We start from the raw sequence: 24646 nt of genomic DNA on the forward strand, positions 1-24646 counted from the left end.
AGAGAAGCAGGGCTGCCACGTCGCCGCAATGCCCCTTTTTACTAGTTGTGGTCGCATGTGGGGCGATAAGTCCCGAGTTCTGATATCGGAGGCATCAGCGCAGCTCAGGGCCCATTTCAGGGGGTCTGTGGATCACGGCTCAGGCCCTACTAGGGCACGTAGTGGAGGACCAAGGTCCTGTGCGGGGGCTCACCCTCGCAGGGCGGTTTCCGTTACGCACCGCAAGGGCGTGTCTACGGAAGCGGTTCGCGCACTGTGACCTGGGCCTCGTCGGCGGGGCACGAGAATGTGACGGGTGCCTCGAAAGCGGCCCGGCGGGTGGCCCGGCGCAGCGCCTTCAGGACCGTCGGACCGATGGCAAGGGTCAGGACGACCGTCATCACGGCGCGGCCCAGGTCCCAGCCGAGCGAGGTGGCCACGCAGTAGGCGAGATAACGGACCAGGTTCTCGTGCAGCGGGTCGCCGGGCTGGAAGGAGATGCCGGAGGCGAGGCCGGCCACGGTGGTCCAGCCGTACATGTTCATCACGAACCCATAGACGAACGCTGCCACGGCCCCGTACAGCGCGAGCAGTGCCAACTCGGCGCGGCCGCGCAGCATCCCCCAGGCACCGGGCAGCAGGCCCGCGCCCATCGACACCCAGGCCATCGTCAGCATCTGGAACGGCATCCAGGGGCCGACGCCGCCGGTCAGGAGCGCGGAGGCGAACATCGTGACCGCGCCGAGCACGAAGCCGAAGCCCGGACCGAGGACGCGCCCGGCCAGGATCAACAGGAAGAACATCGGCTCAAGGCCGGCCGTGCCCGCGCCGAGCGGGCGCAGCGCGGCGCCCACGGCGGCGAGCACACCGAGCATCGCGACGGCCTTCGCGCCGAGCCCCGACTCCGCGATGGTCGCGGCGACCACCCCGACGAGCAGCGGGAGCAGTGCGGCGAAGAGCCACGGCGCGTCCTGCGCGTGCGCGGTCACGCCCGAGGTGTCGTCGGCGAGCAGCGGCCAGCCGAACGCGGCCACGCCGATCGCGCTCACCAGGAGCAGGGCGCACACGGACTTGGGGCCGAGGCGGACGGCGCGGGTCTGACGCGCGAAACCCCCGCCGGTCACCGGTCGCTCACCAGCGCCGCCTCGACCTGCGCCACCGTCAGCCACTTCTGCGGCGCCAGGATCTTCGTGACCTGCGGGGCGAACGACGGGGACGAGACGACCACGTCGGCGGTCGGGCCGTCCGCGACGACCTCGCCGTCGGCCAGGATCACCACGCGGTGGGCGAGTTCGGCCGCGAGCTCCACGTCGTGCGTGGCGAGCACGATGGCGTGCCCCGCGTCGGCGAGGCCCTGGAGGTGCTCGACCAGGCGGGCCTTGGCCGCGTAGTCGAGGCCGCGCGTCGGCTCGTCGAGCAGCAGCAGCGGGGGCCGCGCGGTCAGGACGACGGCGAGCGCGAGGGTGAGGCGCTGGCCCTCGGAGAGGTCGCGGGGGTGGATCTCGTCCGCGATGCCGGGCAGCAACTCGCTGACCAGGGCGCGGCAGGTGCCGGGTGCGGCGCCCGCGTCGTGGTCGGCGGAGGCGCACTCGGCGGCGACGGTGTCGGCGTGCAGCAGGTCGCGTGGTTCCTGCGGTACGAGGCCGACGTGGCGGATCAGTTCGCGGGGCGTCGTCCGGTGCGGGGTGCGGCCGGAGATGCGTACCGCGCCCGTGGTGGGTTCGAGTACGCCTACGAGGGTGTTGAGGAGGGTGGACTTTCCGGCGCCGTTGCGGCCCATGAGGGCGAGGGTTTCGCCGGGGGTGACCTTCAGGTCCACCTTGTGGAGGGCTTCTACGCGGCCCCGCCGTACCGCGAGGTTTTCCGTTACGGCTGCGGTGCCCTCGGTCGGGGTGCGTTGCGCTCGACGTGTGCTGAGCCAGGTGGGCCACCTGGAGGCCCGTTGCGAAGTGTGCCCGGCACCGGGGGTGGTGCCCACCCGTTCCGCCCTGCGGAACGCCTGCCCACCACGGTGACGAAGGTGTTCCCTCAACGAGCCCGCCCGACGCCGCGCGTCCCGCACCGTCAGTGGCAGTGGCTCCCAGCCCGCCGTGCGCCCCAACCCGACCACCGGCGGGTACACCGGCGAGATCGCCATGATGTCCGCCGGGGTGCCGAGGAGCGGGGACGCGCCCGGTGCGGGCAGAAGCAGGACCTGGTCCGCGTACTGCACGACCCGTTCCAGGCGGTGTTCGGCGAGGAGGACCGTCGTACCCAGGTCGTGGACCAGGCGCTGCAGGACCGCGAGGACCTCCTCGGCGGCCGCCGGGTCGAGGGCCGAGGTCGGTTCGTCCAGGACGAGGACCTCCGGGTGCGGGGTGAGGACCGAGCCGATGGCGACCCGCTGCTGCTGGCCGCCGGAGAGCGTGGCGATGGGCCTCTCGCGCAGGTCGGCGAGGCCGAGCAGGTCCAGGGTCTCCTCGACGCGGCGCCGCATCACGTCCGGGGCGAGGCCCAACGACTCCATGCCGTACGCGAGTTCGTCCTCGACGGTGTCCGTGACGAAGTGCGAGAGCGGGTCCTGGCCCACGGTGCCCACCACGTCGGCGAGTTCGCGGGGCTTGTGCGTACGGGTGTCCCGGCCCGCGACGGTGACGCGGCCGCGCAGGGTGCCGCCCGTGAAGTGCGGGACGAGCCCGCTGACCGTGCCGAGAAGAGTCGACTTGCCGACTCCGGACGGGCCGACGAGCAGTACCAACTCGCCCTCGGGTACGGCGAGATCGATCCCGGCGACGGTCGGCGCGGCGGCCTCGTCGTACGTGACGGACACGTCCTCGAAGCGGATCATCGTGCTTCCTTCCGAGGCGGCGGGGCAGGAACGGGGGCGGATACCGAGGGCGGCGCCGGGGCGACGAACGCCGGGAGCAGTCCGAGCAGCACGCAGGCCGCGGGCCCCAGCGGCAGCGTCGGCGCGACGAGCGGGACGACACCGGGCCTGAGCGCCGCGGGATCGGTCGAGGCGAACCAGATCATCAGGGCCGCGACGGCGATGCCCGAACCGGACACGAGCCAGGCGCGCACGCCCCAGACGTCCGGCCGGTAGCGGGTGCGCACACTGCGCCGGCCGCCGAGCCAGAGCCCGCCGAGCGCGGCCCCGACCCCGACGAGCAGCACGGGAAGCCCGAACGCGGCGCCTTCGGCGGCGAGTAGTCCGTACGTACCCGCGCACATGCCGATCAGGCCGCCGAGCGTGAGCACGGAGGTGGTGTGCCGGACGAGGGGCGGTACGGCGGCGGTACGGCCGTAGCCGCGCGCGTCCATGGCCGCCGCGAGCGCCACCGAACGCTCCAACGCGCCCTCCAGGACCGGGAGTCCGACCTGGAGCAGCCCGCGCACGCCACGGTCGGCGCGGCCGCGCAGGCGGCGGGCGGCGCGCAGCCGCCGCAGGTCGGCGATCAGCTGCGGCGCGAACGTGAGGGCCACGACGACGGCGACGCCCGCCTCGTACAGCGCGCCCGGCAGGGACTTCAGCAGCCGCGCCGGGTTGGCGAGGGCGTTCGCGGCGCCGACGCAGATCAGCAGCGTGGCCAGCTTCAGACCGTCGTACAGCGCGAAGACCAGCGTCTCGGCGGTGACCCGGCCGCCGATGCGGACGCCCTGGGCCCACTCGGGCAGATCGACGTCGGGAAGCGTGAACAGCGTGTGTGAGCCGGGGATCGGGGAGCCGAGGAAGACGGCGAAGACGAGCCGGATGCCCAGCACGAACAGGCCGAGCTTCACGAACGCGCCGTAACTCCGCGCCCAGGGTGCCTCGCTGCGCCGCGCCGCCACCACGTACCCGGCGACGCCCACGAGCAGCCCGAGCAGCAGCGGGTTGGTGGTGCGCGACGCGGCCGTGCCGAGGCCGAGCGCCCACACCCACCAGGCGCCCGGGTGCAGGGCGTTGCTGCGGTTCGCCTCGGGTGCGAGCAGGGCGCGGCGGCGCGCGGCGGTGCTCTCCCTGCCGCTCTCCCTGCCGCTCTCCGTACGCATCACTGCTCTCGGTCCGTACGCATCCTCGCCACCGCTCAGCCGCGGCGCCGGCGGGCCTGCCACAGGGCGGCGCCCCCGAGTGCCAGTACCGCGGCGACGCCTGCGATCAGTCCGACGGACGGCCCGTCGTCGTCCGTCTTCCGGGCGTCGGGCGCGGCCTTCTCCTCGTCGCCGCCCGCGGCCTTCTCCGCGTCGCCGCCCGCGGAGACCTGCTCGCCGCAGCCCGACCGCGGGTAGCCGGCGACGGCGCAGAGCAGTGCGTCACTGCCGTAGCGCAGCGGCTTCGCGACCGCGGCGAGGGCCTCCGCCGACGTGCCGTCCTCGGGGATCCGCGCACAGGCGGTACGCGGCTTCGGCGGCGCCTCCCCCTTCGTGGCGTCCTCGGCCGTGCCGAAGTCGAGGACGAGCGCGATCCGCTTGCTGCCGGCCTTGGCTTCGGTGTCCGCGCAGATCCGCTCGAAGTCCGTGCCGCCGCGCGGTGTGGTGGCCTCCTTCGAGTTGGTGCTCACGGCGAACCGGAACCCTTCGACGTCCCCGTCGGCGGGCTCGGCGGTCGACGGCCCCTGCGTCGCGTACCGCCAGGCGCCGTCCTGGTGGTACCAGAACGACCAGTACCGGTACTCGGCGGCGTGGGCGGGCGAGGCGACGAGGACGGTCAGGCAGGAGGCGAGCAGGATCAGGACCGCCCGGCGCGCCGCGACCCTCGCCCTCACAGCTGGTTCTTCTTGTTACGGCCGCTCAGCAGGAACCCGAACCCGACGCTGGCGACGAAGAAGACGCCGATGATCCACCACGGGCTGAGGCCGCTGTCCTCGTCCTTCTTCTCGTCGGCCGCCGCGTCCTCCTGCTGCGGGGCGGGGCCGGTGGCGTTGAGGGAGCGGACCAGGTCGGTCGCGCCGAAGTCCTTAGGGTTCGCGCCCGCGGCCTGCGCGGCGAAGATCAACTGGGCGTAGGCGGCGGGGCCGTTGTCCTTGGCCCACTTCGCGGCGTTCTTCTTCAGCCAGTCCGTGGACTTCTTCGCCTGGTCGCCGAGGCCGGCCGCGGACAGGGCGGCGACGGCGTCCGCCGTGTTGCCGTAGTCCGGCTGGTCCTCGGAGCCCGGCATCGCGGACGTGAGGTGGTCGTTCTCGGCGAGTTGGCCGGCCAGGTACGCGGCGCCGTTCTTCGCGGCCTGCGCCACGTCCTTCGGAGCGGCGCACTTCGCGGGCTCCGCGGACTTCTCGGCCGGCTTGACGACCAGGCCCTGGTCGAGGGAGCCGAGGACACCGGCGGCGGTGGCGTCGGCGTTGGGGGCGAGCTTGCCGGTCTTCATGTCGGCGAGGCCGAACGCGCCGTCCTCGCCCTTGCCGCAGGGGAGCGCGAGCTTCGGCAGGGCGTCGTGCGCGGACTTGCCCTTCTGCGACGTGACCTCGGCCGGCTTCTCCCCGGCGGCGACGAGGGCGCCGACGACGATGCCGGTGGAGTTGGCGTCGCTGGGCAGGCCGGGGTTGTAGCCCCAGCCGCCGTCCTGGTTCTGCACGGACTTCAGCCAGTCGACGGCCTTCTTGACGGTGGCGTCCTGGCCGCCGAGCGCGCTGAGCGCCTGTACGGCGGCGGCCGTGGAGTTGGAGTCGACCTGCGTCTTCGCGTCGCACGCCTCGCTCGGGTCGGCCCGGAACGCCGCGAAGCCGCCGCTGTCGCACTGCTGGCCGGTCAGCCAGTCCACCGCCTTCCGCGCGGGCTTCACGCCGACGGAGTCCTGCGCGAGCAGCGCGTACGACTGCCGGAAGACGCCGTCGAACTTCGGGTCCTTGTCGCCGTACAGGCCGGACGGCAGCGCCGCCGAGGAGCTGGGCGAGGGCGTCTCCGCCGCGTGGGCGGCGGGCACGGCGGCCGTGAGGAGCACTGCGGTGGCAGCGGCGGCGGCCGCGCTACGGCGAACGTTCATGATCGGGGCGGGTGCCTCTCCTGCGGGGAGCAGGGGCACGGGCCCGCGCGGGGGACCGAGCTCCGGCTCCGTATACCTCGACGGTGCGACGGGGAGCGCACGCCTGTGCGGGGCATTCCGGCTCGCCGAAGCGTGCTCGTGCTCGTGCTCGCGGTCGGCTCACGGCTGCGGGTCAGCGCCGGTTTTCCACCGGCTTCCCCCCGTACGGGCGTGTGATTACCCGCCCACTGTACCGGTCGGTCACCCACGCGGGCCGTGGCGCTTTCTTCTTCCCCACCCCGCCCCTTCCCGAACTGGGGCTCCGCCCCAGACCCCTCCCCCAAGCTCTCGGCTTCGCTCGAGCAGGGGGGACCCCCATCTCAAACGCCGGAGGGGCTGGCTTTTTATAGGGGCGCGGGGAACTGCGCGACCAGCCACGACAGCGGGTCAGCCGAACGATGAAGCGGACGGCAGTCTTTCGGGAAGGGGCGGGGCGGGGAGAAAAAAAGCCCCCGGCCCCAAGAGACCCTCACACCGCCCGGTACGACACCGGCTCACTCCCCGGCACGACCTCCGCGAGCCCCAGTTTCACCAGGCGGCGCAGGTGGGCCTCGGCCTCGGAGACGGCGATGGTGCGGGAACCGTGCGGGATCTCGTCCCAGGGGCGGTTCCACTCCATGCGCTCGGCGATCCGCCAGGGCGTGAGCGGAGCGGAGAGGAGTTCGCGCAGGTCGCGCAGGCGGGCCTCGTGGTGGTCGAGGAGTTCCTCGACGCGGGCCCGGGAGTCGGTGAACGCGTACTGGTGCGCGGGCAGCACCTCCGCGACGCCGAGCCGGCCGATCCGCTCCAGGGAGTCCAGATAGTCGCCGAGCGGATCGATCACTGTGGCAGCGGCGTCGTCCGGGTCCTCGTACAGGCCGATGTGCGGGGTGATGCCGGGCAGCAGGTGGTCGCCGGAGAAGAGCCGGCCGCGGCCGGGCCGCCCGGTGGGGTGCTCCTCGTCGAGGTGCAGGCAGACGTGGCCCGGGGTGTGGCCCGGCGTCCAGATCGCGCGCAGGCGGCGGCCCGCGAGGTCGAGGAGTTCGCCGGGGACGATCTCCCGGTCGGGCAGGGCGGCGTTCAGCCCCGGCAGGGTGCGCATCCGGCCGGAGGAGCGGGCCGCGCGCAGCGGTGCGAGGTGCTCGTCGGGCGCCCCGGCGGCGGCGAGCTTCCCGGCGAGGTAGTCGAGCCAGCGGGCGGGCTGCTGCGCGCGGGTGCGGCGTACGACATGGGCGTCGGCGGCGTGCATCGCGATCCACGCGCCGGAGACCTCGCGCACGCGCCCGGAGAGGCCGTGGTGGTCGGGGTGGTGATGCGTGACGAGTACGCCGTGCAGATCCTCGACCGCCGTTCCGCACGCCACGAGCCCCGCGGCCAGGGTGTCCCAGGAGTCCGGGTCGTCCCAGCCGGTGTCGACGAGGACGGGTCCGCGGTCGGTGTCGAGGAGATGGACGAGCGTGTGGCCGAGCGGGTTGTCCGGGATGGGCACCTTGATGCTCCACACTCCGCCGCCGTGCTCGATCACCGTCGGTTCCGTCGTCATCAGGACATCCCCCCGCGGTTGGCGCGCCAGCACCAGGTACGCGTCCTGGCCCGACGGCCACTATAACTAGAACCAGTTCCAATGGTCGCTCAACGCACCTCTTTTGCAGGCGAGTTCGCGAGGGCGTGCCTCGCGCGTGTCCGGGCCGTGGACTCCTGTAACTAGAACTGGTATCAGTTCTGAAAGCGCGTCAGAAACGGTACGTCCCCCGGGAGGAAACCGGCCATGACCGAGCTCGTGGAGCATCAGAAGCTGTTCATCGGCGGGGAGTGGGTGGACCCCCTCGGCAGGGACGTCATCGAGGTGATCTCCCCGCACACCGAGGAAGTCGTCGGGCGGGTGCCGCACGCCGCGCCCGCCGACGTGGACCGGGCCGTCGCCGCCGCGCGCCGCGCCTTCGACGACGGACCCTGGCCGCGCATGACGCTCGACGAGCGGATCGAGGTCGTCACCCGGATCAAGGACGCCTTCGCGGTCCGGCACGAGGAGATCGCCCGCGTCATCAGCGGCCAGAACGGCACCCCGTACACGTCGAGCGTCATGGTCCAGGCCCTCGCCGCGATGATGGTCTGGGACTCCGCCATCACCACCGCCCGCGACTTCACGTACGAGGAGAAGCGCGACGGCGTGCTCGGCAAGCTGCTCGTCCGGCGCGAGCCCGTGGGGGTCGTGGCGGCCGTGGTGCCGTGGAACGTCCCGCAGTTCACCGCCGCCGCCAAGCTCGCGCCCGCGCTGCTCGCGGGCTGTCCCGTGGTCCTCAAGGTCTCGCCCGAGACGCCGCTCGACGGCTATCTGCTCGCCGGGATCGCCGCCGATGCCGGGCTGCCCGAGGGGGTGCTCTCGGTCATACCCGCCGACCGCGAGGTCAGCGAGTACCTCGTCGGGCACCCCGGGGTCGACAAGGTCTCGTTCACCGGCTCGGTCGCCGCGGGCAAGCGCGTGATGGAGGTCTGCTCCCGGCAACTCACCCACGTCACCCTGGAGTTGGGCGGCAAGTCCGCCGCCGTCGTGCTGCCCGACGCCGACGCGAGCACCGTCGTGCAGGGCATCGCGCCCTTCGCCTGGATGATCAACGGCCAGGCCTGCGTGGCCCAGACCCGGATCCTCGTACCGCGCTCCCGCTACGACGAGTTCGCCGAGGCCTTCGCCGCGGCGGCCTCCGGGCTGAAGGTCGGCGACCCGCTGGACCCGGCCACCGAACTCGGCCCGCTCGTCGCCCGGCGCCAGCAGCAGCGCTCCCTCGACTACATCCGGATCGGCCAGGAGGAGGGCGCCAAGGTCCTCGCGGGCGGCGGCCGTCCGGCGGGCCTGGACAAGGGCTGGTACGTGGAGCCCACCCTCTTCGGCGAGGTCGACAACTCCATGCGGATCGCCCGCGAGGAGATCTTCGGCCCGGTGATCTGCCTCCTGCCGTACGGCGACGAGGCCGAGGCCGTGAAGATCGCGAACGACTCGGAGTACGGACTCTCGGGCAGTGTGTGGACCGCCGACGTCGAGCGCGGCATCGACATCGCACGGCGGGTCCGCACCGGCACGTACAGCGTCAACACCTTCAGCCTCGACATGCTCGGCCCCTTCGGCGGCTACAAGAACTCCGGCCTGGGGCGGGAGTTCGGGCCCGAGGGGTACGGGGAGTACTTCGAGCACAAGATGATCCACCTGCCGTCCGGCTATGAGGGGTGAGGTGTCCCGATGGGTGACCGCTGGCAGGTCGAGGTGGACCGGAGCCTGTGCATCGGCTCCGGGATGTGCGTGAACGCTGCCGCTGAGGGGTTCAGGCTGGACTCGGCGCGGCAGTCCCACCCGGTCTCTCCGGAGACGGACGCCGACGAGGAGGTGCTCGCGGCGGCGGAGGGGTGCCCGGTGGAGGCGATCGCCATCACGGTCCTCGGGACGGGCGAACCGGTGTTTCCTCCGGAGGAGTAGCCGTACGAGGAAGGGGCGGGGCTACCGCGCGCCCCGCCCCGTCGGCGTCGTCAGGTCGATCAGCCGGCACACCGTCTCGATGTCGATCTTCACCTGGGCGATCGAGGCCCGCCCCGACAGCCAGGTGATCAGGGCCGAGTGCCAGGTGTGCTCGATGACCCGGACCGCGGACAGCTGCTGCGGCGTCGGCTCGGCGTCCAGGCCCATCGCGTCCAGGATGATCGCCGTGGTGAGCCGGGAGACCGTGTCGACCTCGGGGGAGACCGAGCGGTCCGCGAAGGTCAGGGCGCGGACCATCGCGTCGGCCAGGTGCGGCTCGCGCTGCAGGGCGCGGAAGGCCCGCATCAGCGTCTCGGCGACCCGCTCGGCCGCGTCGTCCCCGGCGGGCGGGCGCTTGCGCAGCGTCGTGTGCATGTGCTGGAGCTGGTCCTGCATCGTCGCGACCAGCAGGTGCACCTTGGACGGGAAGTAGCGGTAGAGCGTGCCGAGGGCGACGCCCGCTGCCTCGGCGACCTCGCGCATCTGCACCGCGTCGAACCCGCCCCTGCTGGCCAGTTGCGCACTGGCGTGCAGGATGCGGCGTCGCCGGGCTTCCTGACGCTCGGTCAGGGGAGGGGATGCCGCGCCGGAGTCCTTCACTTCCACTTCCGCAGTCATATGTCCCGTTCCGTGGTGCCGATCCCGGGAGCCTGGGGTCCCGGCCCGCGAGGAGCACAGCATGGCAGGGGCTCCGCCGTGGCGCGAATCACCTGATCCAGGCCTTCCGGTGTCGTTACCTGCCGGTAGATTCGATGCTCCTCAAGCGATCAAGTCTGAAACTTGTTCTAGGTTAGCGTCCCGACGTAGTGTCGCGGGAGCCGCAGGGAGAAGGGGGCCGCGCGTGACCGCTGAGGCCATGGAGACAGGCCCCGGAACGGGCTGTGCGGTGGGATCCCGCACGGGCTCCGGCACGACCGCGAAGCGGGGCGGCGACCGCCCGCTGCGGATCGCGATGCTCACCTACAAAGGGAACCCGTTCTGCGGCGGCCAGGGTGTGTACGTACGCCACCTCTCCCGCGAGCTCGCCCGCCTCGGCCACCACGTCGAGGTGATCGGCGCCCAGCCCTACCCCGTGCTCGACGAGGGCGTCCCGCTCACCGAGCTGCCCAGCCTCGACCTGTACCGCAGCCCCGACCCGTTCCGCACCCCGAAGCGCGCGGAGTTCCGGGACTGGGTGGACGCGGTCGAGTTCGCCACGATGCGCACCGGCGGCTTCCCCGAACCGCTCACGTTCTCGCTGCGCGCCCGCCGCCATCTCGCCGCCCGCCGCGGGGAGTTCGACGTCGTGCACGACAACCAGACGCTCGGGTACGGGCTCCTGGGCGGCCCCTCGGCGATCGGCGCGCCGCTCGTGACGACCATCCACCACCCCATCACCGTCGACCGGCAGCTGGAGATCGACGCCGCCGCGGACTGGATGGGCCGCCTGTCGAAGCGCCGCTGGTACGGCTTCACGCGCATGCAGAAGCGCGTCGCCCGCCGGCTGCCCTCCGTGCTCACCGTCTCCGGCACCTCCCGCCGGGAGATCGTCGACCACCTCGGCGTACGCGCGGACCGCGTCCACGTCGTGCACATCGGGGCCGACAGCGACCTCTTCTCGCCCGACCCGGCGGTGGCGGAGGTGCCGGGGCGGATCGTGACGACGTCCAGCGCCGACGTACCGCTCAAGGGCCTGATCCATCTCGTCGAGGCGCTCGCCAAGGTGCGCGCCGAGCAGCCCGGCGCGCATCTCGTCGTCGTCGGCAAGCGCGCCGAGGACGGGCCGGTCGCCGCGGCCATCGAGCGGTACGGCCTGGAGGGCGCCGTCGAGTTCGTGAAGGGCATCTCCGACCGGGAACTGGCCGACCTGATGCGCAGCGCGCAGGTCGCGTGCGTGCCGTCGCTGTACGAGGGGTTCTCGCTGCCCGCCGCGGAGGCGATGGCGACGGGGACGGCCCTGGTCGCCACGACCGGCGGGGCCATTCCGGAGGTCGCCGGTGAGGACGGCCGCACGTGCCTGGCCGTGCCGCCCGGGGACGCGGGGGCGCTGAGCGCTGCGCTGTGCCGGGTGCTCGGGGACCGGGAGTTGAGGCTGCGCCTCGGGGCTGCGGGCCGGGAGCGGGTCCTTTCCAGGTTCACCTGGGCGCGGGCTGCGGCGGGGACGGCTGAGCGGTATCGGGCGGCGATGGAGGCTGCGCCGCGTGCGGGGGTTGCGCGATGACTTTTCCCCTCCCCGCCCCTTCCCGAAAGTCCTACGGACCGCCTCGGGGCTCCGCCCCGGACCCCGTGTCGCCCTCCGGGCTCGTCCTCAAGCGCCGGACGGGCTCAATTTTCAACCCCGAAGGCAGGACCCTTTGCTGACCGTCGACTTCACCCGCTTCCCGCTCGCCGCGGGCGACCGTGTCCTCGATCTGGGGTGCGGTGCCGGGCGGCACGCCTTCGAGTGCTACCGGCGCGGTGCGCACGTCGTGGCGCTGGATCAGAACGCGGAGGAGATCCGCGAGGTCGCCAAGTGGTTCGCCGCCATGAAGGAGGCCGGGGAGGCCCCCGCGGGCGCGACCGCCACCGCCATGGAGGGGGACGCGCTCCAACTCCCGTTCCCCGACGAGTCGTTCGACGTCGTCATCATCTCCGAGGTGATGGAGCACATCCCCGACGACAAGGGCGTGCTCGCCGAGATGGTCCGGGTCCTCAAGCCCGGCGGCCGGATCGCCGTGACCGTGCCGCGCTACGGCCCGGAGAAGGTCTGCTGGGCGCTCTCCGACGCGTACCACGAGGTCGAGGGCGGCCACATCCGCATCTACAAGGCGGAGGAACTGCTCGGCCGGATGAAGGAGGCCGGGCTCAAGCCGTACGGCACGCACCACGCGCACGCGCTGCACTCCCCGTACTGGTGGCTGAAGTGCGCCTTCGGAGTCGACAACGATAAGGCGCTGCCGGTGCGCGCGTACCACAAGCTCCTGGTCTGGGACATCATGAAGAAGCCGCTCGCGACCCGCGTCGCCGAGCAGGCCCTCAACCCGCTCATCGGCAAGAGCTTCGTGGCCTACGCGACCAAGCCGCACCTGCCGAAGCTGCCCGAGGCGGCCGTGGCGGACGCTTCGTGACGACACCCCGTACCGACCATCTCGTCCTGCCCGGGGTGCTCACCGCCGAGCAGGCCGCGCAGACGGTCCGCGGCATCCGCGCCGGGCAGCGCGACGACGGCGCCATACCCTGGTTCCGCGGCCACCACCTCGACCCCTGGGACCACGTCGAGGCCGCCATGGCCCTCGACACGGCCGGCGAGCACGAGGCCGCGGCCCGCGCCTACGACTGGCTGGCCCGGCACCAGAACCCGGACGGTTCCTGGTACGCGGCGTACGCCGACGGGGACGCGGACCGGCCCACCGACCGGAGCGTGGAGTCCAACTTCTGCGCGTACGTCGCCGTCGGCGTCTGGCACCACCACCTCGCCACCGGCGACGACGCGTTCCTCGACCGGATGTGGCCGACGGTCGTCTCGGCGGTCGAGTGCGTCCTCACCCTGCAGCAGCCCGGCGGCGAGATCGGCTGGAAGCGAAACCCCGCCGATGAGAACGAGGACGGCGGCACCGTCGTCACGGACGCGCTGCTCACCGGCTGCTCCTCCGTCCACCAGGCGCTGCGCTGCGCCCTCGCCATCGCCGAGGCGCGCGAAGAGCCGCAGCCCGACTGGGAGTTGGCGGCCGGCGCGCTCGGCCACGCCATCCGGCGGCACCCCGAGCGCTTCCTCGACAAGGACCGCTACTCCATGGACTGGTACTACCCGGTCCTCGGCGGAGCGCTCACCGGCCCGGCGGCGAAGGCCCGTATCGAGGAGAGCTGGGACCGCTTCGTGGTGCCGGACCTCGGGGTCCGCTGCGTCGTGCCGAACCCGTGGGTCACCGGCGGCGAGAGCGCCGAACTCGCGCTCGCCCTCTGGGTGATGGGGGAGTCCGACCGCGCCCTGGAGATCCTCAAGTCCATCGGCCACCTGCGGGACGAGAGCACCGGCCTGTACTGGACGGGGTACGTCTTCGAGGACGCGGCGGTCTGGCCCGAGGAGCAGACGGCCTGGACGGCGGGCGCGCTGCTGCTCGCGGTGGCGGCGCTCGGGGGGCACGAGGCGACGTGCGCGGTCTTCGGTACGGATCGCCTGCCGGCGGGGCTTGAGCCGGACTGCTGCTGAGGAGGGGGCGTAGCCCCCTCCGACCCCCGCTTCGGGGCTGCGCCCCGTTCCCCGCTTCGTCGTTCGGCTTTCCCGCCGTCGTGGCTGGTCGCGCCCCGCGGCGAAGCCGCAAATGTCACAGCCCCGCGCCCCTAAAAGATGCGCAGTTCCCCGCGCCCCTAAAAACAGCCCCTCCGGGCCCGCCGTTCAGCTTTCCCGCCGTCGTGGCCGGTCGCGCCCCGCGGCGAAGCCGCAAATGTCACAGCCCCGCGCCCCTGTCGGGGCGGGTCAGAGCCTGCGGATGCGGTCCGCCGCGATGTGGCCGACGAGGAGGTAGACCACGGCGGCCAGGCCGTAGCCCGCGACCACCCGGGCCCAGGCCGCGTCGAAGGTGAACAGGTCGTGGGACCAGCCGGCGAGCCAGCGGGCGGACTCGCGTACGACCTGGACCAGGTCGTTGTCCGGGTTGGCGGACAGCAGATACATCAGGATCCACAGGGCGAGAATGGCGGCCAGCACGTCCGCGACGACAGCCACGGCGGTACTGGCCTTACCTGTGCCGTTCCGGTGCGTGGTCATGACAGATCCCTGACCGGATACCGCCCCCATAAACCCGTTCGGGCTCGCCCGAGTGGCGCAGCGCGGGGGGCCGGGTGAGTTTGAGGAAGGTCCACTTTCATCGGCCCCCGGAGGTTCCGACGTGTCCAGCAACACCCGCCCCGTACCGATATCCCGCCCGAAGCACCTGCTCCTCGCCCTGACCCTGTGCTGTGCGCTCGTCGCGGGCGGCACCGCCTGCGGGTCCTCCGGCAAGGAGGCAGCGGACGTGAAGGGCGCGGCGGTCGCCGCACCGACGCCGACGTCCACGACCGAGAAGCAGAAGTTCGCGAAGGCCCGGTTCGTGGCCAACGCGGGCCTCGCCGCGGGCGCCACCTACCAGTGGATCGTGAAGCCCGCCCGCGACGGCAAGTTCAAGAAGGGCGCGAAGGGCCGGAAGTTCACGCTGGTCAAGGCGGGGCTCGCGGGCGCGTTCGCGTACAACCGGCTCAAGGCGGCCGTGAAGAACGCCAAGGGCGACCCGCTCCTCTCCAAGGCCGTGGCCCCGCTCGCCGCGGGCATCGAGTCCCTCAAGGACCTGCCGGCCAAGCTCCGCAAGGGCGACGGCGCGGACGACGCGGCCGGGGTCTTCGACGACGTCATCAACTCCGTGAAGGACGCGGGCAAGGACGCGGGCGCACCCGTGAAGGACAAGGTGCCGTCGATGTCCCAACTGACCGGCGGCTGAGGAGCCTTCAGCCGTTGAGCTCCGCCAGGACCCGCAGGGTCCGACGGTCCGGCGCGAGGACCAGGAGGTCCGTCACCGGGCCCTTGCGCCACAACTCAAGGCGTTCCGCGATCCGCTCGCGCGGGCCGACCAGCGAGATCTCGTCGGCGAACGCGTCCGGCACGGCGAGCACGGCCTCCTCGCGGCGGCCCTCGGCGAACAGGTCCTGGATGCGCCGCGCCTCGGCCTCGTACCCCATACGAGCCATCAGGTCGGCGTGGAAGTTCTTCGCCGCGTGGCCCATCCCGCCGATGTAGAAGCCGAGCATCGCCTTCACCGGAAGCAGCCCTTCGGCCACGTCCTCGCAGACCTTGGCCCGCGCCATGGGGGCGATCCGGAACCCGTCCCGTACGCCGTCGAGCGACGCCTCGTACACATCCGTCCGCAGCGGCGACCAGTACAGCGGCAGCCAGCCGTCGGCGATCCGTACCGTCTGCGCGATGTTCTTCGGGCCCTCCGCGCCGAGGAAGACCGGCAGGTCGGCGCGGAGCGGGTGGGTGATCGGCTTGAGCGGCTTGCCGAGTCCGGTGCCGTCGTCGCCGTCGTACGGGAGCGGATGGAAGCGCCCGTCGAGCGTCACCGGGCCCTCGCGGCGCAGGACTTGGCGGATCACGTCCACGTACTCGCGGGTCGCCGTGAGCGGACTGCGCGGGAACGGCCGTCCGTACCACCCCTCCACCACCTGCGGTCCCGAGAGGCCGAGGCCGAGGGCCATGCGGCCGCCGGAGAGGTGGTCGAGGGTGAGGGCGTGCATCGCGGTGGCGGTCGGCGTGCGGGCCGCCATCTGCGCGACGGCCGTGCCGAGTTCGATGGTCGAGGTGTGCGCGGCGATCCAGGTCAGCGCGGTGAACGCGTCCGAGCCCCAGGCCTCCGCCGTCCACACGGAGGAGTAGCCGAGCCGCTCGGCCTCCCGTGCAAGGGCGAGGTGCTCCGCGTCGGGGCCGCGCCCCCAGTAGCCGAGTGCGAGCCCGAGCCGCATCTGCCCTCCCGTACACGGTTCTTGACGTTTTTGACGGTGCGTCAGTTCCGGTGTGGTGGGGCGACTGTACGGAAGTGCGGGCGACATGGCAACGGCCCCCTGCCGCCCGTACTTCCGTACGGGGAACAGGGGGCCGCGAAGGCTCCGCGGTGGCGTGGGGTCAGCCGCGCTGGATGCCCGTGGTGTCCTGCAGCACGCCGCGACGGCCGTCCTGCGTCTGGGCCACCAGGCCGGGGCCGCGCTGCTCGACCGCGAGGTACCAGGTGCCCGGCGCCAGCTCGGCGATCGGGGTGGGGTTGCCGTCCTCGGCGTACAGCGGGCGCTGCACGGGCACCGCGAACCAGAACGGGGCGAAGTCACCCTGCGCCTGCGCCTGAGCCGGCGCCTGGGTCTGGGCGGCCTGGCCCTGACCCTGGCCCTGGCCCTGACTGTGGTCCTGCGGGGCGGCCTGCTGCTGGCCCGGGACCTGCTGGCCGCCGAAGGGCTGCTGCTGACCGGGGTAGGGCTGGCCCTGCTGGGCGCCCGGGTAGCCGTACCCGCCCGGCTGCGGCTGGCCGCCGTACATCGGCTGCGGCTTCGGGGCGCCCATCAGGTCGGCGCTCAGGGCCGGGACGAGCGGGGTGGCGACGGCGCCGCCGGCGAGGGCGAGCGAGGCGATGAGGCCGAGGATCAGGGCCGGACCGGCGCCCGAGGCGTCGAGGATCGTCCAGAAGAACGTCCAGGCGGTCGAGATCGTCAGCACGATGCCGATGTGGCCGAGCTCGATTCCGGCGACCTTGCGCGGCTGCGGCAGCGCGCGGTTCACGACGATCAGGGCCGCTCCGATGATCCCCACCATGTAGAGACCGATGGCGTTGCCGAGGAACTCCCACGGGGTGACGGAGTAGCCGGAGTCGCCGCTGGTGGAGTTGAGGAAAGAGGCGATGAACAGCAACACCGCTGCTCCGATCACCACTGCGTCGCCTCGAGTGAGAGAGCGGAAGTTCACTTCAGGTCCTTCGTAGATGGTCGAGTCGTCAGGCGTCGCTGTCGCCGGTACGCGGGGTGCGAAGCGTGGGGGTTTGGATGACCCCCCATCGTACGGATGACAATATCGCCCGGCGGGCCGGGGTGTCTGGTCGGTATAAAGACCGCCACCTGACCGTGATCTGCCCAGTTCACGAGCTCCGCACCGCCCCGTTCACGCATTCCAGGAGGCCTCTGTGACCGTCCCCGCATCCGCTGTGACCGTCCCCGCATCCGCTGTCCCGTCGGCGCCGAAGCCCGAGATCATGGACGCTTTCGAGGCCGCGAAAGGTTTCATGCCGGCCGACGAAGGTCTCGCGCTGTACGCGGCCGCCGTGCGGGCCGGTGCGCTGGGGCTGCCGCTGGTCGAGGTCGGCACGTACTGCGGGCGCTCCACCGTGCTGCTCGCGGACGCGGCGCGCGCCTGCGGTGTGACAGCTGTCACCGTCGACCACCACCGCGGCAGTGAGGAGCAGCAGCCCGGCTGGGAGTACCACGACCCGGAGGTGGTCGACCCGGAGCTCGGCCTCATGGACACGCTGCCCACCTTCCGGCGCACCCTGCGCCGGGCGGGCCTGGAGGAGCACGTGATCGCGGTCGTGGGACGTTCGCCGCAGGTGGCGGCGGTCTGGGGCGGCGAGGTCGGCCTCGTCTTCATCGACGGCGGCCACACCGACGAGCACGCGAGCGCGGACTACGAGGGCTGGGCGCCGCACCTCGCCGAGGGCGGGCTCCTCCTCATCCACGACGTGTTCCCGGACCCGGTGGACGAGTTCACGGGCCAGGCCCCGTACCGCGTCTACCTGCGGGCACTCGACTCCGGCGCGTTCGAGGAGGTCTCGGCGCACGGGTCCCTGCGGGTGCTGCGGCGGGTGGCGGCGGGGGTGTAAGGGGCGTCCGGCCGCCACGGGGCGTTTCGTTAGGCTCGGTCTCGTGTCGTACGACGATCCGGACAACCCTTCGCCCGCCTTCGCGACCGCCGCACACCGCCCCCGGCGCCGCGTCGGCCTTGTCGCCGTTTCCGCGCTGGTCCCTGTGGGGCTCGTGGGCTTCCTGCTGTGGCAGAGCGGGGGCGGATCGGGCGGATCGGGGTCCGAGGGGGCGGCGCCGGGCGCGTCCGACGGGAGCGGGAAGAATCCGGCGCCGTCCGCACAGCCGGAGCGGTCCGCGTCGCCCTCGAAGTCCCAGCCCGCCGACACCGGCGAACTGACCGGCAAGACGGTCGTCATCGACCCGGGCCACAACCCGAACAACCGGAACCGTACGGCCGACATCGCCCGCGTCGTAGACATCGGTACGAACAAGAAGGAATGCGACACCACGGGCACGGCCACCAACGACGGCTACAGCGAGGCCGAGTTCACGCTCGACCTGGCCCGCAAGGTCCGTACGCTCCTGGAGAAGCAGGGCGCGACCGTGAAATTCACCCAGGACGGTGACCGCCCCTTCGGCCCCTGTGTGGACGAACGCGCCCGGATCGGCAACAAGGCGGACGCCGACGCCGTGATCTCCCTGCACGCGGACGGCTCGGGCGAGGGCAACCGAGGCTTCCACGTGATCATGCCGGGCAAGGTCGACGCGGGCGCCGCGGACACAGGCGAGATCGTCGGCCCCTCCCGCGACCTGGGCGAACGCCTCGCGGGCAGCTTCGTACGGGCCACCGGAAGCGCCCCCTCCAACTACATCGGCGACGGCACAGGCCTCGACACCCGCACCGACCTCGGCGGCCTCAACCTCTCCAAGGTCCCGAAAGTGTTCCTGGAGTGCGGCAACATGCGCGACCCCAAGGACGAGGCGCTCCTCACGAGCGCGGGGTGGCGGGAGAAGGCGGCGAAGGGGATCTCGGCGGGGGTTGCGGAGTTCCTGAGGGCCTGAGGCCGCCGTCGGCGGCGCTCCTCAGAGGTCTTCCGGCAGGAGCCGGAACGCGGGGTGCTGGTCCAGCGGGCGTACGACCCGGAAGTGACGGTCGGACGTGAACATGTCCGCCGTGCGGTAGTGCGCGGCCAGTGCGACGTTCATGGCGTCCGCAAGGCCGATGCCCTTGCCGCCGTCCAAGGTGCGGTAGCCGTCCATCACGGCACGCGCGGTGTGCAAGTGGGGCTGTACGGAGGGCACTTCGAAGCGCTTGCCGTCGATCCGCCTGCTGATGAACTCCAGGGCCGCGGACGCTGCATGGGCGCTGACGCGTTCGGTCAGGAGGTAGTCGAGCTCCGCCAGCACCATGGGAGAGATGACCAGGTGCCCGATCCGGCCCAGACCTGCACGGTGCTCGGCGTGGCCCTTGCTGGAGGCCGTGAACAGCCGGAACAGGGCGTTGGTGTCGCCGATTGCCACGGCAACGCTCTGCTCAGTCAACGTCGCCGCCCATGCCGCGCAAGGTGTCGCCGATCTCGTCGTCCGTGAGATCCGGCCCGTCGAACGTAGGCAGATCGTCGATCGGGCCCATCGGGTCAGTCCGGAACGGGTACACAACCTCCGCAGGCTGGATCCCCTGGGGCGACAAGGTGGCGATCGGCCGGCCGTTGCGCGTGATCGTCAGGACCTCTCCGGCCTCTACGCGCGCGACGACACCCGCCGTGTCCTGGTTGAGCTCTCTGATCGGCACGCTGTGGGTCATGGCACCACTGTAGTACGCGTAGTACGGGCAGGCCAGAGGGTGCGTCGAGGCGCGAGATCCGGCTACCGGGGCGGGGCTGACGCTGGGGATCCGCCGGCTCGGCCGGTGATGTGCTGACCGGCCGAGGCTTCGACAGCATCGCGTTGACGGGCGTACAGCTGGGGCATGTCCAACTGACCGCGGCGTTCGAGGAGTTCTGCGAGCGCTGGGAATGGGGCGTACGCGCACTCCTCGCCGAGGGCGACAAATTTGCTCAGGGAGTGGGCCTCGCTGCTGGGGCGTATTACGAGAACGAGCAGTACATCGACGGCACTTTCAAGATCGGTGCGAACGCCCTGATGGGCAACCCGCACGCGACGGAGGAAGAGGTCACCGCCCAGAGCTGGGACCAGGTCTGGGGGAACCACGCCTTCGCCGACCCCGACTACAGCCAGAAGTCGTTCGAAGAGGCCGGGGCGAACATGGCTCAGGGCTGGAAGGACGCGGGGCGGGACGTCGCGACGTCGGATATGAGTGTTGGCGGGCTGGCTAGGGATCAGGCGTTGGAGAGCAGCGGGATCAGCGAGGAGCAGTACGAGAGGTCCCTCGACCAGTACTTCGGTCCGTCCCCGGAGGAGCGGGCCAAGGCAGCCGAGCGGGAGGCTCTTGAGGGCGGGGAGCAGGGGGCGCAGGGCTGATGGGCATCGGTGATGCGATCAACGCCGGCCTCGGCAATCTCGAAAGTGGAGTCGGCGCCCTCAAGGAGGGAGCGGGCCAACTGGTCGACTCAGGCACCGACGTGGTTGCCGACGGCCTGGACTACGTGGGCGCCGAAGGCGCGGCGGACGAGGTCGAGGGCTGGGGAGACGGCGTCGCCTCCGACCTCGGCGCGCACGTCAAGGAGGACAGCCTCGGTACGACCGACACCCCGAAGCAGCTGGTGCACGGGGACCCGGCGGCGATCCAAGAGACGGCCGCACACCTCAAGGACTTCCACGACGCGTTCGAGCGGGTCGGCAGCGGAATGCGCGGCCTCGACTCGTCGAACTGGCGCGGCGAGGCGGCCGAGGCGTTCCGCGGCGCGTTCGACATGCATCCGACGAAGTGGCTGCACGCCGCGGACTCCTGCGGCAGGGCCGCCGAGGCTCTGAACCGTTTCGCTGAGACGGTCACTTGGGCCCAGCGGCAGGCCGAGGACGCCATAGCCCTGTACAAGCGGGGCAAGCAGGAGTCGGAGCAGGCGGTCTCCTCGTACAACAAGCGTGTGGACGCCTACAACGCAGCGGTCGCGGAGCAACGCGACCCTGGGCCGAGACCGGAGCCGTTCTCCGACCCGGGTGCGGCCGACCAGAAGCGGGCCGCCGAGATGCTGGAGGAGGCCCGGCGCCAGCGGGACGACATGGGACGGGTGGCCGCGGCCTCGGTGCACGAGGCGCTCACCCACGCGCCGGCCGAGCCGTCGGCCCTGGACCAGGTCGGAATGCAGCTTCAGGACCACGTCGTACGCAATGGGGTGCAGCTGGAGCACTTCGTGGGAGGTGTGGTCAAGGGTGCGACGGGCATCGGCACGACAGCCCGCGGCCTCATCCCCTTCGACCCGTACAACATCACGCACCCGGCTGCGTACATGCAGAACCTGAGCCTGACGGCCAGCGGGCTCGTGTCCACCGCGGCGCATACCGACCGCGCGGTGAAGGCCGCGATCGACGGATTCAAGAAGGACCCGGCCGAGGGGCTGGGGCGCCTTGTACCTGAGCTGCTCGGCACCAAGGGTGCAGGCTTGGCCCGCAGCGCGCTGCGCCACGGCTTGAAGACGGGCACGGACCTGGCCGAGAGCGGCGGCAAGAGGGGCCCGCGGGAGACCGTCGAAGAGGACCCGGCGAAACCCGCGCGCGACGGCGACTCCGTCGAGTCGGGCGGCACCGACCCGATCGACCTCGCCACCGGCAAGATGTACCTGCCGCAGACCGACGTAACCCTGCCCCGGCGTCCCGGTCATGCCGAGCCACGGCCCGCGCTGGCCGCTCGACCGGGCCGAGGACGGGGCGGGGTACACGGTCACCGACCCGGAGACCGGCCGCGTCCGGCACTTTGCAGACCGGGGCGCGAACCTGTCGGTGATCGAGCAGATCGACGACCGCAACGGCAACTGGATCACGTTCTCGTGCGACGCCGACGGAGATCAACCACTGCGGTGGCTACCGCCTCCGGCTCACGACGGCCGACGGGCGAGTTACGGGCTCCACCTGGCGGGCGCGGCACCCGACGGCACGGACCAGCAACTCCTCACCTACGGATACGACGAGGCCGGCAACCTCACCGAGGTCACCAACTCGTCGGGCCTGCCACTGCAGTTCACGTACGACGCATCGGGCCGGGTCACGTCCTGGACGGATACGAACGGCCGCGGCTACGCGTACGAGTACGACGACCGGGACCGCTGTGTGGCGGAGGGCGGCGCCGAGGGCCACATGGCGCTGCGCCTGCGCTACGACGACACGGACCCGGCGACGGGGCTGCGGGTCACCCGGGCGGTGACGGGTGAGGGGCACGAACGCCGCTACCTGATCAACGACCGGCACCAGGTGGTGGCGGAAGTGGACCCGTTGGGGGCGGTCACCCGCTACGAACGCGACCGCTACAACCGCCTGCTGACCCACACAGATCCGCTCGGGTACACCACCTCGTACCGCTACGACGAGAACGGGCACTTGGCGGCCGCAACGCGCGCCGACGGTCGCGAGACGCAGGCCGAGTACAACGAACTCGGCCTCCCTGTAAGGGTGGTGCGTGGCGATGGCACAGTGTGGCATCACTCCTACGACGAGCGGGGTAACCGGACGGCGGTGACGGCCCCGACCGGCACGACGACGCGTTACGCGTACACGGAGGCAGGCCACCTGGCCTCGGTGACGGACGCCCTGGGCGCAACGACCCGGGTCCGCTGCGATGCGGCGGGTCTGCCGGTGGAGGTCGTGGACCCGCTGGGCGCGGTGACGCGCTACGACCGTGACGCGTCCGGTCGTCCGCTGCGGGTGACCGACCCGCTGGGTGCGGTGACGCACCTGGAGTGGACGGTCGAGGGCAAGCTCTCGCGCCGCACGGCCCCCGACGGTTCGTCGGAGTCCTGGACGTACGACGGCGAGGGCAACTGCACGACGCACACCGACCCGATGGGCGGGGTGACTCGCTTCGAGTACACGCACTTCGACCTGCTGGCGGCCCGTACGGGCCCGGACGGGGTGCGCTACGAGTTCGCGCACGACGCGGAACTGCGCCTGACGGAGGTCACCAACCCACAGGGACTGAGCTGGAGTTACACCTACGACCCCGCAGGCCGCCTCACCTCCGAGACGGACTTCGACGACCGCACGCTGACGTACGCGCATGACGCGGCAGGCAGGCTGGTCTCCCGGACGAACGGCCTGGGCGAGACGATCACGTTCGAGCGCAACACTCTCGGCCAGATCACGCGGAAGGACGCGGCGGGCAGCGTCACGACGTTCGCGTACGACCTGACGGATCAGCTGGCGGAAGCCCACAGCCCGGACGCGACGCTGGAACTCCTCCGGGACAGGGACGGCCGCCTCAAGTACGAGACGGTCAACGGGCGTCGACTGTCGTACGAGTACGACACGCTGGGCCGCCGAGTGGGCCGTACGACTCCGTCCGGGGCACACAGCAGCTGGACGTATGACGCGGCGGGCAACCGCACGGAGCTGACGACGTCCGGCCGGACGATCACGTTCGACCATGACGCGTCGGGCCGCGAACTGACCCGCCGCGTCGGCGATGCTCTTGAGCTGTCCAACACGTACGACCCGCTGGGCCGCCTGACCGCGCAGACGGTGACCGGGGCAGGGGCGGCTGGGGCCCCGATCCAGCAGAGGTCGTACGGCTACCGCGCCGACGGCCATCTCACCCGCATCGACGACCAGTTGAACGGCACCGCCACTTCGACCTGGACGCGGTGGGCCGGGTCACGGCGGTCCGCGCGGCGGGCTGGACGGAGACGTACGCGTACGACGAGGCCGGCAACCAGACCGACGCCTCCTGGCCCTCCCCGATGCCGGGCAGCCAGGACGCGACGGGCCCGCGCACGTACTCAGGCACACGCATCCGCACGGCGGGCGGCGTCCGCTACGAACACGACGCCCAGGGCCGAGTGGTCCTCCGCCAGAAGACCCGCCTGTCGCGCAAGCCGGACACGGCGCTACGAGTGGGACGCGGAGGACCGCCTGACGTCGGTGGTCACTCCGGACGGGGTCCGGTGGCGGTACCTGTACGACCCTCTGGGCCGCCGCATCGCGAAGCAGCGGTTGGCTTCGGACGGTTCGGGTGCGGTGGTGGAGGAGGTCGCCTTCACGTGGGACGGCACGGTTCTCTGCGAACAGACCAGCCGCAGTGCGGAGGCCCCGAATGCGCTGACCCTCACCTGGGACCACGACGACCTGCGCCCGCTGGCCCAGACGGAACGCAAGCACCTCTCCGACGACGAGGTCGATCAGCGCTTCTTCGCCATCGTCACGGATCTGATGGGTGCGCCGACTGAACTTGTTGATGAGCAGGGAGAGTTGGCGTGGCGTGCACGGTCCACTCTGTGGGGGACTACGGTTTGGGCGCGTGGGGGGTCGGCTTATACGCCGCTGCGGTTTCCTGGGCAATACTTCGACCCCGAAACTCACCTCCATTACGATTTCTATCGCTATTACGATCCAGAAAATGCCCGATATTTTACCCCGGACCCCCTGGGGCTTGCTCCGGCGCCCAACCCGGTCACCTACATTCGTAATCCACATACCTGGGCTGACCCTCTCGGACTCGCCGCCTGCCGCCCTCACGGCGCCTCGCCGATGGACTCATTTTTGGCGAACGGGGCTGATGTCAGACACACAGAGACGGCTACGGCGATCGGGAGTGATGTCAATACTTTGGAGAACCTCGGACGGTCAACTGGTGCCGCCGGGCACGATGTCATCGTGCCCGGCGATGACCTTGGAAACTTTCGAGTCGATGGGATGATAACTCACCCGCAGCAAATCGCTGATGCGGTGCTGGAGAATCCCCACTATCGGGGTGGCCCTATCCAACTCGTTACTTGCCATGGTGCCAATGGTGCAGCCCGGGAGTTGGGTGAGATACTAGGGGTCGA

21 protein-coding genes, 1 pseudogene and 1 riboswitch are annotated in these 24646 nt (G+C 71.5%); of the genes and pseudogenes, 10 read left to right on the plus strand and 12 right to left on the minus strand.

Features of this window, described 5'->3' with window-relative positions; genetic code table 11:
* Positions 1–233: 233 nt before the first annotated feature.
* From QIT00_RS15325 to QIT00_RS15350, 6 genes are all read right to left on the minus strand, one after another.
* Positions 234–1103 carry an ECF transporter S component gene (locus tag QIT00_RS15325; RefSeq protein WP_282535803.1) on the minus strand — a complete coding sequence of 290 codons (870 nt, stop codon included), beginning with the start codon at positions 1101–1103 and terminating at the stop codon, positions 234–236.
* A complete protein-coding gene (locus QIT00_RS15330; RefSeq protein ID WP_282535804.1) occupies positions 1100–2806 on the minus strand; it encodes an ABC transporter ATP-binding protein in 1707 nt (568 codons plus the stop codon). Before QIT00_RS15330 ends, QIT00_RS15325 begins: the two co-directional genes overlap by 4 nt.
* Positions 2803–3990: a CbiQ family ECF transporter T component gene (locus QIT00_RS15335; protein ID WP_282535805.1), complete on the minus strand. Its 1188-nt coding sequence runs from the start codon at positions 3988–3990 to the stop codon at positions 2803–2805. The genes QIT00_RS15330 and QIT00_RS15335 overlap by 4 nt, the downstream gene beginning before the upstream one ends.
* A 35-nt stretch (positions 3991–4025) precedes the next feature.
* Positions 4026–4703, minus strand: a complete 678-nt coding sequence (locus QIT00_RS15340) for an SCO2322 family protein (RefSeq protein ID WP_282535806.1) — start codon at positions 4701–4703, stop codon at positions 4026–4028.
* Positions 4700–5917: a prenyltransferase/squalene oxidase repeat-containing protein gene (locus QIT00_RS15345; protein ID WP_282535807.1), complete on the minus strand. Its 1218-nt coding sequence runs from the start codon at positions 5915–5917 to the stop codon at positions 4700–4702. Before QIT00_RS15345 ends, QIT00_RS15340 begins: the two co-directional genes overlap by 4 nt.
* Positions 5918–6027: 110 nt before the next feature.
* Positions 6028–6117, minus strand: a riboswitch (cobalamin riboswitch).
* Positions 6118–6425: 308 nt separating this feature from the next.
* Positions 6426–7478 (minus strand): MBL fold metallo-hydrolase, encoded by a 1053-nt coding sequence (locus QIT00_RS15350; protein ID WP_282535808.1) that lies wholly within the window; start codon positions 7476–7478, stop codon positions 6426–6428.
* Positions 7479–7703: 225 nt separating this feature from the next.
* Here QIT00_RS15350 and QIT00_RS15355 point away from each other — a divergent pair, with 225 nt between their 5' ends.
* Positions 7704–9161, plus strand: a complete 1458-nt coding sequence (locus tag QIT00_RS15355) for an aldehyde dehydrogenase (RefSeq protein ID WP_282535809.1) — start codon at positions 7704–7706, stop codon at positions 9159–9161.
* Positions 9162–9170: 9 nt separating this feature from the next.
* A complete protein-coding gene (locus tag QIT00_RS15360) occupies positions 9171–9404 on the plus strand; it encodes a ferredoxin (protein ID WP_282535810.1) in 234 nt (77 codons plus the stop codon).
* A 21-nt stretch (positions 9405–9425) separates the two neighbouring features.
* Here QIT00_RS15360 and QIT00_RS15365 read toward each other — a convergent pair whose 3' ends face one another.
* Positions 9426–10061: a TetR family transcriptional regulator gene (locus tag QIT00_RS15365; protein WP_282535811.1), complete on the minus strand. Its 636-nt coding sequence runs from the start codon at positions 10059–10061 to the stop codon at positions 9426–9428.
* 223 nt (positions 10062–10284) lie between these two features.
* Here QIT00_RS15365 and QIT00_RS15370 point away from each other — a divergent pair, with 223 nt between their 5' ends.
* From QIT00_RS15370 to QIT00_RS15380, 3 genes are all read left to right on the plus strand, one after another.
* Entirely contained in the window at positions 10285–11643 is a 1359-nt protein-coding gene (locus tag QIT00_RS15370; RefSeq protein WP_408909776.1) for a glycosyltransferase family 4 protein, read from the plus strand.
* 133 nt (positions 11644–11776) lie between these two features.
* Positions 11777–12529: a class I SAM-dependent methyltransferase gene (locus QIT00_RS15375; RefSeq protein WP_282535812.1), complete on the plus strand. Its 753-nt coding sequence runs from the start codon at positions 11777–11779 to the stop codon at positions 12527–12529.
* Positions 12526–13611, plus strand: a complete 1086-nt coding sequence (locus tag QIT00_RS15380) for a prenyltransferase/squalene oxidase repeat-containing protein (RefSeq protein WP_282535813.1) — start codon at positions 12526–12528, stop codon at positions 13609–13611. The genes QIT00_RS15375 and QIT00_RS15380 overlap by 4 nt, the downstream gene beginning before the upstream one ends.
* Positions 13612–13878: 267 nt before the next feature.
* On the opposite strand, the gene QIT00_RS15385 is transcribed toward QIT00_RS15380, so the two are convergent.
* Complete coding sequence (locus tag QIT00_RS15385) at positions 13879–14169, minus strand: hypothetical protein (protein WP_282535814.1); 291 nt, start codon at positions 14167–14169, stop codon at positions 13879–13881.
* A 121-nt stretch (positions 14170–14290) separates the two neighbouring features.
* Between QIT00_RS15385 and QIT00_RS15390 the strand changes: the two genes are divergently transcribed.
* A complete protein-coding gene (locus tag QIT00_RS15390) occupies positions 14291–14875 on the plus strand; it encodes a hypothetical protein (RefSeq protein WP_282535815.1) in 585 nt (194 codons plus the stop codon).
* 7 nt (positions 14876–14882) lie between these two features.
* Here the strand turns inward: QIT00_RS15390 and QIT00_RS15395 are convergent, their stop codons facing one another.
* Together QIT00_RS15395 and QIT00_RS15400 are read right to left on the minus strand one after the other, a co-directional pair.
* Positions 14883–15893: an LLM class F420-dependent oxidoreductase gene (locus tag QIT00_RS15395; protein WP_282535816.1), complete on the minus strand. Its 1011-nt coding sequence runs from the start codon at positions 15891–15893 to the stop codon at positions 14883–14885.
* A 160-nt stretch (positions 15894–16053) separates the two neighbouring features.
* The gene (locus QIT00_RS15400) at positions 16054–16881 is read right to left on the minus strand and encodes a hypothetical protein (RefSeq protein WP_282535817.1); all 828 of its coding nucleotides are present in this window, start codon (positions 16879–16881) and stop codon (positions 16054–16056) included.
* A 283-nt stretch (positions 16882–17164) separates the two neighbouring features.
* On the opposite strand from QIT00_RS15400, the gene QIT00_RS15405 reads away from it, so the two are divergent.
* Positions 17165–17788 carry a class I SAM-dependent methyltransferase gene (locus tag QIT00_RS15405; RefSeq protein WP_282535877.1) on the plus strand — a complete coding sequence of 208 codons (624 nt, stop codon included), beginning with the start codon at positions 17165–17167 and terminating at the stop codon, positions 17786–17788.
* A gap of 43 nt (positions 17789–17831) precedes the next feature.
* Positions 17832–18773: an N-acetylmuramoyl-L-alanine amidase gene (locus QIT00_RS15410; protein ID WP_282535818.1), complete on the plus strand. Its 942-nt coding sequence runs from the start codon at positions 17832–17834 to the stop codon at positions 18771–18773.
* A gap of 21 nt (positions 18774–18794) precedes the next feature.
* Here the strand turns inward: QIT00_RS15410 and QIT00_RS15415 are convergent, their stop codons facing one another.
* Both QIT00_RS15415 and QIT00_RS15420 read right to left on the minus strand, forming a co-directional pair.
* Entirely contained in the window at positions 18795–19232 is a 438-nt protein-coding gene (locus QIT00_RS15415) for a PIN domain-containing protein (protein ID WP_282535819.1), read from the minus strand.
* Between the two features lie 13 nt (positions 19233–19245).
* Complete coding sequence (locus QIT00_RS15420; protein ID WP_282535820.1) at positions 19246–19515, minus strand: type II toxin-antitoxin system Phd/YefM family antitoxin; 270 nt, start codon at positions 19513–19515, stop codon at positions 19246–19248.
* 110 nt (positions 19516–19625) lie between these two features.
* On the opposite strand from QIT00_RS15420, the gene QIT00_RS15425 reads away from it, so the two are divergent.
* A complete protein-coding gene (locus QIT00_RS15425) occupies positions 19626–20192 on the plus strand; it encodes a hypothetical protein (RefSeq protein WP_282535821.1) in 567 nt (188 codons plus the stop codon).
* A pseudogene (locus QIT00_RS38930) lies at positions 20192–24320 on the plus strand (putative T7SS-secreted protein); the annotation flags it as partial. The gene QIT00_RS15425 and the pseudogene QIT00_RS38930, both read left to right, overlap by 1 nt.
* Between the last annotated feature and the right edge of the window lie 326 nt (positions 24321–24646).

The organism is Streptomyces luteolus, from assembly GCF_029968015.1.
GTDB classification, from domain to species: Bacteria; Actinomycetota; Actinomycetes; order Streptomycetales; family Streptomycetaceae; genus Streptomyces; species Streptomyces luteolus.